Genomic DNA, 15,461 nt, shown 5'->3' with positions numbered 1-15,461 from the left:
CCCTAAGGCTGATTCGGCCAAGGCATCAAACTCTGGAACATCGGCGGGCGCAAGCAAGTGCCCGGCAGACCTCTGACGACACGACGGAGCATGTCCCGGGTGTGACCCTGCTCTTCAAGAAAACTCAATAAAATAAGGGGTGGCATAAGTCCTGGCGTTTCACCGCCACCTTCCGCCACCCCGCCACCCCTGTCGATCTGCTCTGGCTGCCGGACGTTGCCGACCCATCCCGGGCGGCGATCCGGAGACAAAAGAGATGCAAACGCAGATTGAACCCGACACCCCAAACCCCGGCCTGCTCTCGGGATGGATCACCCGCAAAGCGCTGGCCGATGCGCTGCACCTGACTGTCGACACGCTGGGCCGCTGGGAGGCCCGCCGCTTCGGCCCGCCCTGTGTTCGCGCTGGGCGCATGGTGCTTTATCGGCGCCGCGCCGTGCAGGACTGGCTGGCCACGCAGGAGATGCCTAGGGCCAAGGCGGCGGGAGGGCGGAAATGAGTGCTCCCGTCATCAGCCCCGCCGCCCGGCCCCTGCCGGTAGTCCTCGAGGCCACTTGTTTCGAACAATGGCACTTCGACAGGGTGATAGAAGCACACCGCATTCTGGCCGACGCGTCGCGCCACCGCAGCACACTGGTCGCACTGGCGGCCCGCGTCTTGGCTGACGCCCCGAAGATGGGCGGTGCCGCATGAACCGCCGCAGCACCCCCGAAGCTGACGCCCAGCGCGCCATCGTGCAAGCGCTGCGCTTCGCCCTGCCCCGCGACGCCATCGTGCATCATTGCGCCAACGAGGTGACCGAGGCCGGGCCACGCGGCGCCAGACGACAGGCCATCCTAGTCGGCATGGGCGTTCATGCAGGCTTTGCTGATCTGATCGTGATCTCCGGTGGCCGGGTTCTGTTCCTCGAGGTCAAGAGCCAGACCGGCCGGTTGCGTAAATCGCAGGAGGCCTTCCGCGACACCGTCTGTGCGCAGGGGTTCGGCTGGGCGCTCGTCCGGTCCGTCGATGATGCGCTGGGCGCCCTAGCTGATCACGGCTTCACCAGCCGCGTGCAGCTTCCGGCGCGGAGGCTCGCGCCATGAGCCACGAAGCCACCAACTGGGCCATCAAACAGCGCGGGCTGAAACCCACCACCAAGATCGTACTCTGGCACCTCTGCGACCGGTTCAACCCGGACTACGGTTGCTTCCCCGCGCAAAGCCGTCTGGCGCATGATTGCGAGATCAGCAGGTCCACCCTCAACGATCACCTCGGTCATCTCGAGTCCATTGGCCTCCTGCGCAGGGTGCCGCGCATCGACCCGGCGACCAAGCGCCAGCTGCCGACCCGCTACATCCTGGGGTTCGAACCGGGGTTCACGCCGCAGGATCCCAAGCCATGTCCGGAAACCGGACACGGGGATTTTGCCTTCAGCTACGACCATGAATCTGCATCGGAAAGCGGGTTGGAGTCCGACATTCCTGTCGAGCCATGTCCGGATTTCGGACACGGGATTGATGCGGAAGCCGTGTCCGGATTTTGCCCTGAGCCGTGTCCGGAAAATGCCCAAAGCCGTGTCCGGAATCCGGACACTAACCTTGTAAGAGAACCACTAAGTAAACCAGTAAAGGAGGAGGAGGACGCGCAAGCGCGCGATTCCGAGTTTGATCGGTTTTTCGAAGAGCTTCTGGACGCGCTGGGCCTTGATCCGGCTGCCCTCCCCGGCTGGTGGCAAGGCTGGCCACCTCGGCTGCACGTCCAGCGCTGGTGCGACGACCTGGGGCTGACCGAGGACGAAATCCTCGCCGCAGCCGAGGCCACGCGTCAGGACCACCCCGAACCGCCCGATGGACCCAAAGCCCTTGACCGCGCCATGCAACGCGCTGCCCAGCGCAAGCTGGACGATGCTGGCCGAAAGCGTTGGAAGCCAAAAGCGCAGCCGCCCGCAGCGGCGAAGACGATGCACGACCTGCCAGCCTTCTACGCCGAGATTCTCAATTCCGACCGCTACCTGCCGGTCAGTTCGATCAACAACACCATGCGCGATGCCATGCTGGCTCGGGGGCTCGTCACGCCGGAACTCCTCCGTCAACGGGGGATCCGGTGAATGCCATGGTGTTTCGTCCCCGGCACGGGTTGTCCCTCTGCGCAGGCGGCGGAGGCCTGGATCTGGGCCTCATGCTTGCCGAACCCGGCTATCACACCCGCGCCTTCGTCGAGTGGGAGGACTGGCCCCGAACTGTCCTCATCGCCGCCCAGAGCGCCGGGTATTTCGCCCCAGCGCCGATCTGGGATGATCTGCGCAGCTTCGATGCCCGCCCCATGCGCGGCGCCTTCGACATCGTCCTCGCCGGGTATCCCTGCCAGCCCTTCAGCGCGGCAGGCAAGCGCGGCGGCGCCGACGATCCCCGCCACCTTTGGCCCGAGGTCGCCCGTGTCATCCGGGAATGTTCCCCCGAATGGGTGTTCCTCGAAAATGTCGCCGGGCATGTCACCCTCGGCCTTGAAACCGTCCTGCGAGAGCTTTGGGGACTGGGCTACACGGCTGCGGCGGGTCTGTTCAGCGCGGCAGAAGTCGGCGCGCCGCACCAGCGGCTGCGCATCTTCATCCTGGCCCACACCGATGAGCCTGCATGCCGGCACCGACAACTACAACCCGGCCGGGAACAGCGACTTCACCCGTAAGGCGGAAGCGCTGGCGCTGGGCATCAGAAACTGGTCGACGCCGAAGGCTACGGACGGGGCGAAGGGTGCGCCGGGCCAGAACTATGGCTCGGGCGGGATGCCACTTCTGCCAGCACAGGCGGCACAATGGCCGACACCGGCGGCGCAGAACTGGAAGGGCAGCAGTCCGGCCAGTGTGACCCGCACCGATGGCAAGAGCCGGATGGATATCCTGCACTACCTGGCGGAGCAGGGCTTCACCCGCCAGGACCAGGCGATCACGCCGATTGGGCTGCAACCCTCGCATCACGCCCCGATCTCGCGCCCGCTCTGGGCTTCGATGATTGCGTTGCATGGGCGTGTCGTGTCGCGCAGGGTCTTGAAAGCCCGGGCGCGGCGGCGGCTGAACCCTCTGTTCGTCGGCTGGTTGATGGGCTGGCCCATCGGTCACGCGCTCTGCGCCTGCTCGGCAATGGAGTTCACCCACTGGCAGCAGCGCATGCGTGGCGCTCTCTCGCTTCTGCCCATGGCCTCAGGCCACTGGATCTGGACGCCGGCGGAGGGGCCGGAGGGCCCAGCGCAGATGAACCTTTTTGAAGGAATGCTGCCATGAGCATGCAGGGACGGATCGGGCGTGCAGGCGGCACGAAGGTCAAACGCGCGCTGGGCGTGCAGGCGGCACTCGAATGGGCCTTCCGGGTGGAACATGCACAGCTGGAGCTGCCCTTGCCCAAGGACGTCACAGATGAAAGCTTTGGTTTTGGCATGGAATACGTCCTGCTGCAGCGCGCCGCGCTGGGCTGCAGGGTGGACGGCGGCCAGCACAAGATGGGCAGCTACACCCATCAGGACGCCGAGGTGATCGCCGCTGCCGTCGCCGGGCTTCCCGACAGTCTTGGCGGCATACGCATGGCGATCCGCGTGGCCGAACTGGCCCGCGCTGGGCTGACCCCGGACTGGATGCCCGACGCGGTTCCGCGCTGTGTGCCGGTGGAAACCAGGACCAACCAGCATGGCGAGCGGGCGACCACCATCGTTGTGGGCACGGAACGCGTGCTGTCCCGCGGGAAGTGGCGCACCGTCGAGGTGCTGGCGTGCCCGGTCACTTGGCGGCCGCATCCGGAACAAATTGCCTCGACTAGGCGCGGCTATGACGATTGGTGGCAGGCAGTGGATTGGCTCCGGGATGGGCTGGCGGCTGGTAGCATGCTGCGGGAAGTTGAAGTGACGGCCGCGATGCCGAAGGAGAAGCCGTGGGCTGGCTGAAGGTCGGCGACTGGAGGAGAGCGGACGGATGCACTGGAAGCATAATTGCACGTGCACGCGGTCCCTGTCACCTCAAGCTAGAGTCATCGGAACTGCGCCACTTTCGACGCAGCTGCCGCAAGCTATAGCGAGCAGATCAACCTAGAGCACCAGTGGCACGCGAGCGACGCGAATAAACGACTACTTTTGTCAGACTGGACGGATTTAGGCTGTTTCCGACCGAACACCGCCGCCCGCTCGCTTCCCGGCGACATCCTCAGACGCCTCGGCTGCCCCGCCCGAGGTCATCCCGTCGCAGCCGAACTATACTTCGAGAGCGACAACCGAACGTGAACGCCCAAAAAGATCCGAAACCCTCCCGCACAGCGAGATCCTGCAGATCCGCCATGGCCACACATTGCGCTACCTGGACAACCCGAGCCTAACGCGAACGCACATCAGGGCGTGCGGGCACGCCGCGAGCGAGGCCGCGAATACATGGCCGCACCCGTCAGCTGCGGGCGATCACAGCCCCTTTCTAAGAGGGCTAAATTCGCCGCAGGGTACGTGATCAGGCTTTGACCACGTGATTCCCTTTGGTGGCGACAAGGCGCAACCCACCGTAACCACGGCAAACAGGCTTAACCGGTTGACGCTACCGAACCAAGCAGCCTACCTTGCCCAGAAATGGGGGGGCTGAATGTCATTTACACGAGTCAACGATCGCCGCGACCTCTTTAGGGACCTTACGGTCTGGCCAAGGCAACAAGATTTGAACGTTGAACGCTGGCTCACAAACTTCCATCCTCAAGAGACCGAGCTCGCCAAACGAATTCTTATGAATTTCACCTATTTCAATAAGACGGCCACCGACGCGCTAGTGCGTCAAGCCATTCAAAATCACCTTTCGGCGCTATGGGATAGGCCAAATCAGGCTAAACCGCCTAGCTCGGCGGACCTCACCTCAATTCGATTTGTGTACTGTGAAGGTGAAATGCCACACGCTACTGATAGTGGATATCATTTTGCCCGCCGTCTGCGCGACGCTCTGCGAGTGCCAGAAGCGGCAATAATGTCACCGTTCGAAGCGCTCCAAGCTTCGAGCCAGATTAAGCACTTTGTTTTTGTCGACGACTTTGTAGGAAGTGGAAATCAATTCAAAGACACTATGACAAGGCAACATTCGATTAACGGAGCGCAATTATCGTTCGGGAACCTTTCCGCAGATGCGGGCTTCACTATTGCATACTGCCCATGCATTTCCACAAGCTACGCGATTGAAACAACAATACGACCGGCGCTACCAAAAATAGCCATACATCCCGCCCATATCTTAGATTTTCGCCACTCAGCGGCAGATGTTCGATCACGAACTTGGTCTGGGCTAACCGAACCTGAAGCCCAGGCAATGATAGCAAGTCTGAAGTCAATATCAACGAGGGCGGGCTTCACTCAGGAGAACGGAAGCCAAGAGGATTGGAGAGGCTTTCACAAACTGGCTTTATCCGTGGCTTTCGAGCATGGAATTCCGGATGCCAGCCTTCCCATTTTCTACTCCGCCCAAAACGGCTGGAAACCCCTAATGCGGAGGCCGGAGTGAGAACCGTGTCAGGAACGGATAAGCTCGAGCACCTCTTCGGCAGTTTCAGGGCCGAATCTCTGAGGGAGGACATCTACAGGCTCTTTAACGAGCCGAAATATTTTTACTATCTTGCGGCACCAAAATCATGTGTGTTAATCGGCGGACGCGGCTCAGGAAAAACGACCGCGCTGAAATGCATGACCTACGAAGGGCAAGACGCACTCAAAAAAACAGACTTTCGGGCCCCGCGCTATGTTGGTCTCTACCTTCGCATCAACACCAACACAGTAGCATCTTTTGTCGGACCTGAATTACCAAAAGAGGAATGGGGACGTCTGTTTGCTCACTTCATGAATCTCGCCCTATGCGAAGAAGCGACAAAGTATATCATTTGGCTTCAAAACAAGTTTAGCGGGGAGAAACCTGACAAAGACTTAAACTACCGCAGAATCTGCCGGTCTCTAGCCCTCACGCCAGTTTCTGCCGCCCAAGACCTGCTCTCGGCGATAGAGGACGCTAGACTCGATCTAGAGATTTACATCAATAACTTCTCGAGCAAGCGACCTAACATATCGCCCTTGCATACGCCAATTAACGCCCTAATGCAGGAATTAAAGAAGCTCGCTGGACACAGGGATTCCTACTTCTACCTGATCTTGGATGAATACGAAAACCTCTTAGATTACCAACAGAAACTCACAAATACGCTCATCAAGCATTCAGGTGGCGACTACTTTTTCAAGATAGGCGTCCGCGATCTTGGCTGGCGCGAGCGCAGTACAATAAACGACGCCGAGCTCCTCATTAGTCCGGCTGATTATGAAAGAATTCAAATTGAAGTCGCGTTGGAAGATGACTTTGCCGACTTCGCACGCGAAGTATGCAAGGCAAGACTTCACGCCGCAAATTCAGAAGGAATAGATGCTCCGATTTCGGTTGAGAGCCTTTTGCCCAATCTTTCGGTTCGTGACGAGGCAATGCTGCTGGGGGTTGAAGATCGGGTATTTCAATTCCGCGAGGCATTGCGTCAGAGTCAACGATTTTCTTTCCTGAACGAGCAACATCCGCACGAACTTTACGTGTTTTACGAACTTTCCGAGGGGAACATAGATCGCGCTATTGAGGACATTATCGCATTTCGTGAAGGCCAGAAAGCAGCAAAGGAAAAGTATGAGAACTATGCGTACTCTCTGCTATTTTCGATCGCTGGCAAAGGTGCCGAGATCAAGAAATACTATTGCGGTCACCAAGTTTTAGCAAAGATTACCTTTCAGAACATTCGGTTCTATATGCAACTAGTTAACGCCTGTATCCGTGAGCAAGTCGCGGCCGGAATGACGGCTGATGAATCTATTGAGCCACGCCTGCAAACACTGGCAGCAAGACACGTGGGCTTGAGCTACCTACGCGAATTAGAGGGCGTGTCCACGCAAGGAGGGGCGCTGGCTCGGCTAATCCTTGGCTTAGGTCGTGTCTTTCAGATACTTGCATCAAATCCAATCGGCGGAAAGCCAGAGTGCAATCAATTTGAGCTTCCCCCTAGCGGATCGTCAAACGACGATGGCGTTCACAATGACGCAACCGCACTTATCAAGGAAGCCGTGATGCACCTAGCGCTCATCCGAACGCCTGGTACAAAGTTGACTACCGAGAACGACATTCGCTCATGGGATTACATGCCGCACCCAATTTTTTCACCTTATTTCGGCTTCAGTCATCGCCGCAAACGTAAGATGACAATTTCTGAAAGCGATCTTCTCGCTCTTACAAAGACGCCGCAGGTCACAGTGAAAAAGCTGCTTGGACGACGCTCAAGTCTTGCTGACGAGACTCTTCCCCAACAGATGAGCATGTTCGATGAGTATTTCAACTGACACCGAGCTTCGCTCGCCGCCGCGTTCAGTTTTTGCATCACGCGAATTGGTACCACTGGCACAAGACAGCGTTCTTTTGTTCGGTGAGGGAGAAGAGCGTAGTCAGCTTCCCCAACTTTGGAGAGATCACTTCCAAGGTGCGAGGCTTATCCAAGTGCGAGAGGCCGCCGAGTTCGGTCAGATAACTCTTGATGCCGCTGCGGAACGAACTTTTTCTCTTAGGGAAGGGCGACAGATTATGGATCTGCTTTCGAGTCTCCCACAAACCCCAACCTACTTGGACATAACGGGCCTAAGTCATCACGTCTGGATACCTCTCCTCAGGTTTCTTTTGGAGCTCAGTCGCGACGTGAAAGTTCTCTACAGCGAGCCCGGCACCTATCAGGCAAACCCAAACCCCCGCCCTGGCGAGTTTTATCAGCTTAGCGAACGCTTTCGCGATTTTCAGCCTGTGCCAACGTTTGCACGCCTAAGATCGAGAGGGGCATCATCGGCTGTCTTGGTGCCACTTCTTGGATTCGAAGGCGCTCGCTTTCGCAGATTGATCGAGATTGAGGAGCCTGACGACGGAGATATTTGGCCAATTGTTGGCGTACCGGGCTTTGAGTTAGATTACCCCTTTCATACTCTCGAGGGAAATGCTGATGTTCTCAAGTCGACGAGATCATATCAGCGTTTGGATTTCGCCGACGCGTCGTGCCCTTTTTCCTTGTTTCGTAGGCTGGAACTAATCCGGTTTGATTGGCCTAGTCACTTAATGAAGTTGGCTCTGATCGGAACAAAACCTCACGCTCTCGGCGCTGTATTGTTTGCGCTTGCTGATGCCGAGGTTGAATTGCTCCACGACCATCCTATCCGCAAATTCGGTCGCACTCAAGGCAGTGGCCGCTGTCACGTGTACGACGTTTCAATGTTTCGGCAGATGGGTCAGTGATGTTAATGAGCGATCACTATACTCCAGCGACCGTGGCTGATTCGCTTGTGGCCTGCTCACGGCTCGTCGCCCCAAAGTCCGTTGCTGACTTCTGTGTCGGCGACGGCAGCCTAATAGACGCTGCGTCTAGGAGGTGGCCGAGCATAAATGTCTTTTTCTCCGACATTGATCCTGTAGCTTTAGCGGCATCCCGCGCCCGCTTTCCTATGGCGCGATCCGAAAACTACAATTTTTTAGCTCCAACGAATTCCAGCCCAGTCGAAGTGCTTTCAGCGAGGCATTTTGATCTTGTTCTTATGAACCCTCCTTTCACAAATAGAGGGAACACCCGTTTTTCCCCTGTCGGCGTGTTCAGTGGCATAAGGTGCAGCCAATCGATAGCTTTTCTGTTAAGCGCACTCCAGTGCGTCCAAGATGACGGTGAGTTGCTTTGCCTGTTGCCCGCTTCGACCCTACTCAGTGAGATTGACGCTGAAGCGAGAGAAGCGCTCGGCAGATCATGCGTTTTTGAAATCTTGTCGGCCCCAACTGTTGGAATTTTTCCGAAGGTTGATGCCACAATCTATGCAGCAAGGCTATCCAGAATTAACGTTCCGCTTGAGTATTTGGCACAACCAATGACGGAGCGTTCAAAAACGGCGTCAAGCCGCCATTTTTCGATTCGTAGAGGTCAGGTTTCCGTAAAACGGAAAGACCGCGTGCCCTGCTCGGCTCCGTTCTCCGTTGTCCACACAACTTCAATCCGTGAAGGAATGATAGCTGAAACTTACCAATTGCCTATGCACGCGGCTCTAACCTCAGGAGTCCGGCTTAAAGACAGCGTTCTTGTGCCCAGGGTCGGACGCTTTCAGCCGGGAAATATCGCGCTTGTTCGAAAGGGCTCTGAAGTAACTCTTTCCGATTGCCTGTTCGCAATTGAATGCCATGATTTCGAAGCCGCGGAACGGCTTCATTCAATTTTGTTGCGGGGTTTCGTTGAGTTCGCGGGCAGCTATGTTGGAACCTGTGCTCCATACATTACCCTTAGTAGGCTTTCCTGCTTTTTAGAAGAGAGAAGTTCTGCATTCGTTTAGTTTACTGAACCGCGATTTTGCCGAAGGCTTCACCTTCTAAAAGAAAATGGCGGATCATGATCAAGACGATTGCCCCAGCCTCCCCGAATTGTGGCAAGTCGGAGTATGAGCACATGAGGGAGGAAGTCGACAATGCGCTGACGATACAAGCTTTCAAGAATCTCGAGGTGGACGATTGGCGCGGCCGGAATTGAACGGCAGATATCTTGTATTTGGGTCGTGAGGCGGATCGCCCCCCTGGTCCGAGATCCGGCGTCAGTTGCCGCCGGCGAAAGTGTCCGGAAGGTCCCGTTGCGTTGAGAAAGGAGATTTCTGCTTTACGTCTCATAGTCCGGCTCCTGCAAGCTCCAGCGTGGTCGTGGTATCCGCAGCGAGGTGATCTTTAGCCAATTGCCGATTGCACACCCCCTGACATGGTTCCTCCCGGCCCCGTTCCTATGCGGGGGGGCGCAGCGCGGTATTTCGCTAGCGACTGGCTTCTTCACCGGGGAATCCACTTGGAATCCAGCACGCGGAAGTCGTGATTCTTAATACAGCAATATCAGTGCTTTACAAAATCACGATCTTGGTATGCTGGATTCTTTTGCGGAATCCAGGGAATCCAGTTTCCGGAAGCCACACCGCCGAAATCCAGTCAGCGGAAGCCACCTGCTGGGCAGCACTGGATTGCGGCCCGCGAAAGGAAACTCAACCGCCGGTCTTGGATTTGCTGCGCTTGTCGCCGATGGTGTAGATCGCGGCGGCGGCCACAACAACACAGCCCTCAATCAAACCTTGCCAGTTCGCACCGAGGTTGAGAATGTTGAACCCATTGGTCAGGCTGTACAAAAGCAGGGCGCCTGCCAGGGTTTTGATGACGCTGCCTGCACCGCCGAACAGCGATGTTCCTCCCAGGATTGCCGCAGCGATAACGGTCAGTTCTGCCCCTTGCAGGCCTGAGGGGTTCATTGACCGCAGGCGGCTGGCAAAGAGTATCCCCGCAAACCCTGCGGTCATCGAGCAGAATACGAAGGCCATCAGGCGGTACTTGGTCACGTTGATGCCGGACAGACGGGCCGCCTCCGCGTTGCCGCCAACCGCATAGACCCGCCGTCCGATCTTGGTAAAGCGCAGAGTGAACCACACGGTTGCCGTAAAAATCGCCATGTAAAGCACAGGGTTGCGGATCGACAACTCGCCACCCGAGGCCCAGGCAAGGAACAAAAGCGCCAGCCCGCCTGCCACATACCCCACCACAGCCGGACGCAACTTTTGGCCAGCACTCATGCCCCGAAAGCCGATATAGGCGCCATAAGCCAGCATAGCTGCGCCAAGGATCAGGACGAACCAGAACCCCTCGTGACGCCCGCCTTCAAAGGCTTTCATTACATCTGTCACCTCAGGGACAGTCACCGAAACCGATCGGCCGTCGGTGTAAAGCAGGATCAGCCCGCGCACGGCCGTCATCGTGCCAAGGGTGACGATAAAGGCATTGATGCCGACAAACACGACGATGGCACCGTTCAACAGGCCCAGCAGCATCGCCGCCGCCATCGCGAGCGCCGCCGCCGGCCAGAACCCCAGGGAAGCCGCATTTGCGACCAGAACCACCGCCGAGAAGGCCGCAACCGAGGCAACCGACAGGTCGAAATTTCCGCTGATCAGGACCACCGTCATTGCAACCGCCATCATGCCGATCAGCGAGGTCTGGTAGATGACGTTCGATAAGTTCTGGATGCTCAGATAATTGTCCTGACCGATATAGGCCGTCACCCCGGCCAGCGTGGCAATCAGCAAGGCCAGCGCGTAGTAGACGCCCATCTCTTGGAGACCAAGGGCTTTGCGCCAGTTGGGTTGAAAGGTTTCCGCAGGCGTCTGGGGCAACCGCGAAAGGTCGATGCCCTGATTTTTGACCGCGCTCATTTGCTTCTCCCGCCGTTCAATTCGTGTGCCTTTGCGGGGGTGGCATCGCCACCATGGCCGCCTGCCAGTAACAACAACTCATGTTCCGTTGTTTCGTCAGCGGACCGTTCGGCTATGCAGCGACCGTCGCGCATCACCAGAATCCGATCACATACCGCCAATAGTTCCTCAAATTCCGAGGAGACGATGATGACAGACCTTCCCTCGTCCGCCAGTTGCCGCACCAGCCGCAGGATATCGGCCTTGGCCCCAATGTCGATGCCCGCTGTCGGCTCATCCAACAGGAACAGTTTGACATCGCTGAAGAACCAACGCGCGATTGTCACCTTTTGCGCATTGCCGCCGCTGAGGTCGGTGACAAGAATATCAGGCGAGGCGGCCTTGATCGACAATGTCCTGATGGCCGACCAGCCGCGCGCGCGCTCAAGCTTTTGCGACAGGATGCCGCCGAAGGTGGTGATGCCGTCCAGCGCCGGCAGGGTGATGTTCGCCCAGATCTCGAAGTCCGGGATGATACCTTGCCGGTTGCGGTCTTCAGGTACAAGACCAATGCCCGCGGCGACGGCGGCCCCAGTCGAACGCCCGAAGGTCTTGCCGTCCAAGAGCACCTCTCCGGTCGCGCGCTTGTCGGCCCGGTAGATGGCGTGAAGTACCTCGCTCCGCCCCGATCCCAACAAACCAGCAAGTCCCACCACCTCACCCGGCGCCACCTCTAGCGACAAGGGGTGCAGGCTGCCCGGCGAGGCGAGGTTCCTCACCGTCAGCCTGGGTTCGACACCGCCTGCGCTTTGCTTGGTATGATGGCGTGGCGCGTGCTCAAGGGCCGCGACCTGCTTGCCCACGATGGCCTCGGCAATCAGACCCTCGTTCAGCTCGGCCGTATCCGCAGTCATCACAACCACGCCGTCCCGCAGCACGGTGACCTGATCGGTCAGCGCCATCACCTCATCAAGGAAGTGCGATACGAAGAGGACCGCTTTGCTTTCCACCTTGGACAGCTGCTTGACAGCCGCATAGACCAGTTCACGCTCATCCAGCGCCAGCGAGGCCGTAGGCTCGTCCAGAACGATCAAGTCGGCACCTGTGCCAAAGGCCTGAAAGATCGCCACCATCTGCCGCTGGCCGATGGAAAGATCGCTGACTGCAAGATCAGGGTTCAGCCAATAACCCATGCGCTGGCACAATCCGTCGAACCGCTTGCGCAGATTAGTTGACCTACGCCACAACCCGTCGTCGTCCAGAAATATATTCTCCAGAATGGAAAGCGTGGGCACCAGCGGGATATGTTGGTGCACGGTGGCCACGCCCATCCGGTTGGCGGCCTTGGGGCTGTCCCACCGCACCGATTTGCCGCGCCAAACGATATCGCCCCTAGTGGCAGCGTAGGCGCCCGACAGGATCTTGATCAAGGTGGATTTGCCCGCCCCATTGGCGCCCAACAGGCCATGAACGCGCCCCGGCGCAATCTCAAGGTTGACACCGCGCAGCGCCCTTGTTCCATTTGCAAAGGTCTTCTCGACGCCCTGCAAGTGCATGATTGGCTCAATAGCCTGCATCAGCTGTTCCACATCATGACTGGTTTCCCCGCAACACTTCAGACGCCAACCAACCGACGTCAGGGCCTCTGAGTGCAACGGCGCTCCGAAGAGCGCCGTTTCTTCACATCCGCGTTGTTATGCGCAGCTTACCACTGCGGGCAGCTGTCGACGTTGTCTTTCGTCAGGGCAACCATGTCATAGGTGACATATTGGCCCTTCTTGGCGGCTTTGGGATCCTTGGCCGCTTCGGCCAGGGTTTCAGCCGACAGTTTGCCGATCAGACCTGGTTGGGTGCAGACCGAGGCGACGATCTCACCCGCCTTGATGGCTTCAGCGCCCAGCTTGGAGCCGCCGCCAGTGGCAATAAGTTTGGCTTTGGAGCCTGCCGCAGAAATCGCCTTGGCGCAGCCAAGCGCCATGTCGTCGGCATGGCTGAAGATCATGTCCAGGTTGGGGTTGGCTGTCAAAGCGTTGGCGCAGATGGTCTCGCCCGAATCTGGCGTCCAGTCAGAGGGTTGCGAGGAGACGATCTTGTATTTGATTCCGCCCTCTTTCAGCGCGGCTTCAAACCCGTCTTCACGCTGCTTGACCACCGCAAAGCCTGGCGCGCCTTCAACGACGGCGATCTTCACTTCGCGGTCCTTCGGCAAAATGCTTGCCGCATAGACACCTGCGACATGGCCTGCATTGACGTCCTGGGTCGAAACCAGCGCATTAAGCTTTGGGTATGCATAGTCGACGGCGTTCTTGGCAGGGTCGCCAACCGGAACAGCGCTAGCCACGATCGGCACGCCAGCCTCTGCCACCTTGTCGACCAGCGCCATCACGGCCACCGAGTCATTGGCCATGAAGGCAATGCCCGCGACCTTCTGCGACAACAGATCGTCGATCTGGTTGGCCTCGGTGTCCATGCCCATCTTGGAGTCAAGGATGACCGCCTTGTCGCCCGCGGCCTCAACGGCGGCCTTGAAGCCATCAGCGATAACTACGTCATAGGGGAAGGCCATGTTGTTGACGATCATTCCGTAGGTCTTGCCCTGGGCCATCGCCTGACCGGCAAAAATGGCCGTGGACACCAACGCGCCTGCAGCCAACTTGGCCGCGACGTTCTTTGCGAATTTCATAAGAGTCTCCCTCCGTTTGCGACCGCTCCGCCAAGATTGGTCGCCCTCCCTCTTGTAGCAAAGTCCCGCGATGGCGCTGCTACTTTACGCCATCCGCAGACCATCGTTATAACCGCATATTATAAGCTGCTTCGCGGCGGTTCTGGCGATGATCCGAAACTGACGAGCCTGTCGAACTGACTGCGGCCCGACCGACCCCTGCGCCTCAAGCCCTGTCATAGGCCACCTTGAGAACTTGGAAGCGGGTTCGGGGACGCTAACAAAACCTTGCACTTGCAGTAGCCGTATATTCTGCAAACCACTTTCTCTATTCCCGCAAAGTCCGGCCCCGCCGTTCGGTGCAAGGCAGTTTCCTGCGGCACGGCGTTGCAGTCTTGGGGCATTGCGGACAGGATCAGGCCACCCACAGTCGCCCGTTTCACGCAGGCCCCCACCATGTCCCGACCACCAACCGCCTTTGATCTGCGCCCCGACTGGCTGGCCCGGCAAAGCGAGTCTGCGATGGACCCGGATCAGCCTGTGATCGACAGCCACCACCACCTCTATCACCGCCCCGGCCTGCGCTATCTGCTGGAGGATTATCTGGCCGATCTGGATTGCGGCCATGCCATTCGGGCCTCGGTCGCGGTACAGGCCCGCGCGATGCTGCGCACCGAAGGTCCGGCGGAACTGGCCTCTCTGGGTGAAACCGAATTCCTGAACGGTCAGGCCGCGATGAGTGCCAGTGGCCTCTATGGGCCGCAACGGGTCGCGGCGGGGATCGTCGGCCATGTCAATCTTGGTCTGGGAGAGCGTGTTCGCCCGGTTCTGGAGCGGCACATCGCGGCAGCGGGCGGCCTTGCGCGGGACGGCGGGCGGTTCTGCGGCATCCGGCAGCCGCTGGCCTGGGACCGCGATGCAACCCTGCTGAACGCGGCTTACCCAACGTCAGAGGCTCTGGCGGACAATGCAGCGTTTCGAAACGGTCTGACCGTGCTGAAAGACATGGGCCTTTCGTTTGAAATCTGGGCCTTTTACCCGCAATTGCAGCAGCTTGTCCGAATGGCGCGCGCCGTTCCGGACCTCCCCATCGTCGTGGATCATCTGGGCGGGGTGATCCGCGCCGGGGCCTATGCGGGTCAGGACATCTTCGCAGACTGGCGGCAGGGTCTTGCGTCTCTTGCGGCCTGCCCGAATGTAAAGGTCAAACTCTCCGGTCTTGGCATGCGCCTGTCTGCCTTCGGCCTTGAAGATGGGCCAGAGCCGCCCACCTCGGCGCAATTGTCCGAAGTCTGGCGCCCGTGGATGATGACCGCACTGGAGCTGTTCGGCCCCGCGCGCTGCATGTGGGGCAGCAACTTTCCCGTCGACAAGGGCAGCTACGCCATGGGGATCGGACTGAACGCGATGAAACGCATTTTGCAAGAGGCTTCGGCACAAGACCGGCAGGATGTTCTTTGGCGTACCGCCGCGCGGCACTATGCCCTGCCGTTGCCTGCCGACCTTTGCGCCCCGGGTCACTAATGGCGGGATACACCAGCAATAATCCGTTTCACTTTTGCGG

General features: G+C 58.6%; 15 protein-coding genes. 12 read left to right on the top strand and 3 right to left on the bottom strand.

The genetic code is table 11. From position 1 onward, the window contains the following. Positions 1–256 precede the first annotated feature (256 nt). The 11 genes from AC1Y2B_RS09940 (at position 257) to AC1Y2B_RS09890 (ending at position 9,354) form a co-directional block, all read left to right on the top strand. On the top strand, positions 257–499 hold the full coding sequence (locus AC1Y2B_RS09940) for a transcriptional regulator (protein ID WP_482252928.1): 243 nt from the start codon (positions 257–259) through the stop codon (positions 497–499). After that, positions 496–693, top strand: coding sequence for a hypothetical protein (locus AC1Y2B_RS09935; protein ID WP_482252927.1), 198 nt, complete (start codon positions 496–498; stop codon positions 691–693). The genes AC1Y2B_RS09940 and AC1Y2B_RS09935 overlap by 4 nt, the downstream gene beginning before the upstream one ends. Further along, a complete protein-coding gene (locus AC1Y2B_RS09930; RefSeq protein WP_482252926.1) occupies positions 690–1,085 on the top strand; it encodes a VRR-NUC domain-containing protein in 396 nt (131 codons plus the stop codon). The genes AC1Y2B_RS09935 and AC1Y2B_RS09930 overlap by 4 nt, the downstream gene beginning before the upstream one ends. After that, the gene (locus AC1Y2B_RS09925) at positions 1,082–2,089 is read left to right on the top strand and encodes a helix-turn-helix domain-containing protein (protein ID WP_482252925.1); all 1,008 of its coding nucleotides are present in this window, start codon (positions 1,082–1,084) and stop codon (positions 2,087–2,089) included. The genes AC1Y2B_RS09930 and AC1Y2B_RS09925 overlap by 4 nt, the downstream gene beginning before the upstream one ends. A 71-nt stretch (positions 2,090–2,160) precedes the next feature. Further along, positions 2,161–2,667: a DNA cytosine methyltransferase gene (locus tag AC1Y2B_RS09920; RefSeq protein ID WP_482252924.1), complete on the top strand. Its 507-nt coding sequence runs from the start codon at positions 2,161–2,163 to the stop codon at positions 2,665–2,667. Beyond that, positions 2,606–3,259 carry a DNA methyltransferase gene (locus AC1Y2B_RS09915; protein WP_482252923.1) on the top strand — a complete coding sequence of 218 codons (654 nt, stop codon included), beginning with the start codon at positions 2,606–2,608 and terminating at the stop codon, positions 3,257–3,259. Before AC1Y2B_RS09920 ends, AC1Y2B_RS09915 begins: the two co-directional genes overlap by 62 nt. Further along, the gene (locus tag AC1Y2B_RS09910; protein WP_482252922.1) at positions 3,256–3,912 is read left to right on the top strand and encodes a hypothetical protein; all 657 of its coding nucleotides are present in this window, start codon (positions 3,256–3,258) and stop codon (positions 3,910–3,912) included. The genes AC1Y2B_RS09915 and AC1Y2B_RS09910 overlap by 4 nt, the downstream gene beginning before the upstream one ends. A 679-nt stretch (positions 3,913–4,591) precedes the next feature. After that, positions 4,592–5,491: a phosphoribosyltransferase-like protein gene (locus AC1Y2B_RS09905; RefSeq protein ID WP_482252921.1), complete on the top strand. Its 900-nt coding sequence runs from the start codon at positions 4,592–4,594 to the stop codon at positions 5,489–5,491. Continuing rightward, positions 5,488–7,347 carry an ORC-CDC6 family AAA ATPase gene (locus AC1Y2B_RS09900; RefSeq protein ID WP_482252920.1) on the top strand — a complete coding sequence of 620 codons (1,860 nt, stop codon included), beginning with the start codon at positions 5,488–5,490 and terminating at the stop codon, positions 7,345–7,347. Before AC1Y2B_RS09905 ends, AC1Y2B_RS09900 begins: the two co-directional genes overlap by 4 nt. Beyond that, entirely contained in the window at positions 7,331–8,281 is a 951-nt protein-coding gene (locus tag AC1Y2B_RS09895) for a hypothetical protein (RefSeq protein WP_482252919.1), read from the top strand. The genes AC1Y2B_RS09900 and AC1Y2B_RS09895 overlap by 17 nt, the downstream gene beginning before the upstream one ends. Continuing rightward, a complete protein-coding gene (locus AC1Y2B_RS09890; RefSeq protein ID WP_482252918.1) occupies positions 8,281–9,354 on the top strand; it encodes a methyltransferase in 1,074 nt (357 codons plus the stop codon). Before AC1Y2B_RS09895 ends, AC1Y2B_RS09890 begins: the two co-directional genes overlap by 1 nt. A gap of 687 nt (positions 9,355–10,041) precedes the next feature. Here AC1Y2B_RS09890 and AC1Y2B_RS09885 read toward each other — a convergent pair. The 3 genes from AC1Y2B_RS09885 to AC1Y2B_RS09875 form a co-directional block, all read right to left on the bottom strand. Then, a complete protein-coding gene (locus AC1Y2B_RS09885; RefSeq protein WP_482252917.1) occupies positions 10,042–11,256 on the bottom strand; it encodes an ABC transporter permease in 1,215 nt (404 codons plus the stop codon). Continuing rightward, on the bottom strand, positions 11,253–12,812 hold the full coding sequence (locus tag AC1Y2B_RS09880; protein ID WP_482252916.1) for a sugar ABC transporter ATP-binding protein: 1,560 nt from the start codon (positions 12,810–12,812) through the stop codon (positions 11,253–11,255). The genes AC1Y2B_RS09885 and AC1Y2B_RS09880 overlap by 4 nt, the downstream gene beginning before the upstream one ends. 128 nt (positions 12,813–12,940) lie before the next feature. Continuing rightward, on the bottom strand, positions 12,941–13,918 hold the full coding sequence (locus AC1Y2B_RS09875; RefSeq protein WP_482252915.1) for a sugar ABC transporter substrate-binding protein: 978 nt from the start codon (positions 13,916–13,918) through the stop codon (positions 12,941–12,943). A gap of 435 nt (positions 13,919–14,353) precedes the next feature. Here AC1Y2B_RS09875 and AC1Y2B_RS09870 point away from each other — a divergent pair, with 435 nt between their 5' ends. Further along, positions 14,354–15,421: an amidohydrolase family protein gene (locus AC1Y2B_RS09870; protein ID WP_482252914.1), complete on the top strand. Its 1,068-nt coding sequence runs from the start codon at positions 14,354–14,356 to the stop codon at positions 15,419–15,421. Positions 15,422–15,461: the final 40 nt, after the last annotated feature.

This window comes from Stagnihabitans sp. (genome assembly GCF_964946895.1).
This window is presented reverse-complemented; position numbering and strand designations above follow the sequence as displayed.

Coding starts and splice junctions, on each gene's coding strand:
- AC1Y2B_RS09920 (WP_482252924.1), top strand. CDS start 2,161: ATGCTTGCCGAACCCGGCTATCACACCCGCGCCTTCGTCGAGTGGGAG.
- AC1Y2B_RS09885 (WP_482252917.1), bottom strand. CDS start 11,256: ATGAGCGCGGTCAAAAATCAGGGCATCGACCTTTCGCGGTTGCCCCAG.
- AC1Y2B_RS09910 (WP_482252922.1), top strand. CDS start 3,256: ATGAGCATGCAGGGACGGATCGGGCGTGCAGGCGGCACGAAGGTCAAA.
- AC1Y2B_RS09870 (WP_482252914.1), top strand. CDS start 14,354: ATGTCCCGACCACCAACCGCCTTTGATCTGCGCCCCGACTGGCTGGCC.
- AC1Y2B_RS09925 (WP_482252925.1), top strand. CDS start 1,082: ATGAGCCACGAAGCCACCAACTGGGCCATCAAACAGCGCGGGCTGAAA.
- AC1Y2B_RS09895 (WP_482252919.1), top strand. CDS start 7,331: ATGAGTATTTCAACTGACACCGAGCTTCGCTCGCCGCCGCGTTCAGTT.
- AC1Y2B_RS09915 (WP_482252923.1), top strand. CDS start 2,606: ATGAGCCTGCATGCCGGCACCGACAACTACAACCCGGCCGGGAACAGC.
- AC1Y2B_RS09880 (WP_482252916.1), bottom strand. CDS start 12,812: ATGCAGGCTATTGAGCCAATCATGCACTTGCAGGGCGTCGAGAAGACC.
- AC1Y2B_RS09935 (WP_482252927.1), top strand. CDS start 496: ATGAGTGCTCCCGTCATCAGCCCCGCCGCCCGGCCCCTGCCGGTAGTC.
- AC1Y2B_RS09940 (WP_482252928.1), top strand. CDS start 257: ATGCAAACGCAGATTGAACCCGACACCCCAAACCCCGGCCTGCTCTCG.
- AC1Y2B_RS09930 (WP_482252926.1), top strand. CDS start 690: ATGAACCGCCGCAGCACCCCCGAAGCTGACGCCCAGCGCGCCATCGTG.
- AC1Y2B_RS09875 (WP_482252915.1), bottom strand. CDS start 13,918: ATGAAATTCGCAAAGAACGTCGCGGCCAAGTTGGCTGCAGGCGCGTTG.
- AC1Y2B_RS09905 (WP_482252921.1), top strand. CDS start 4,592: ATGTCATTTACACGAGTCAACGATCGCCGCGACCTCTTTAGGGACCTT.
- AC1Y2B_RS09890 (WP_482252918.1), top strand. CDS start 8,281: ATGTTAATGAGCGATCACTATACTCCAGCGACCGTGGCTGATTCGCTT.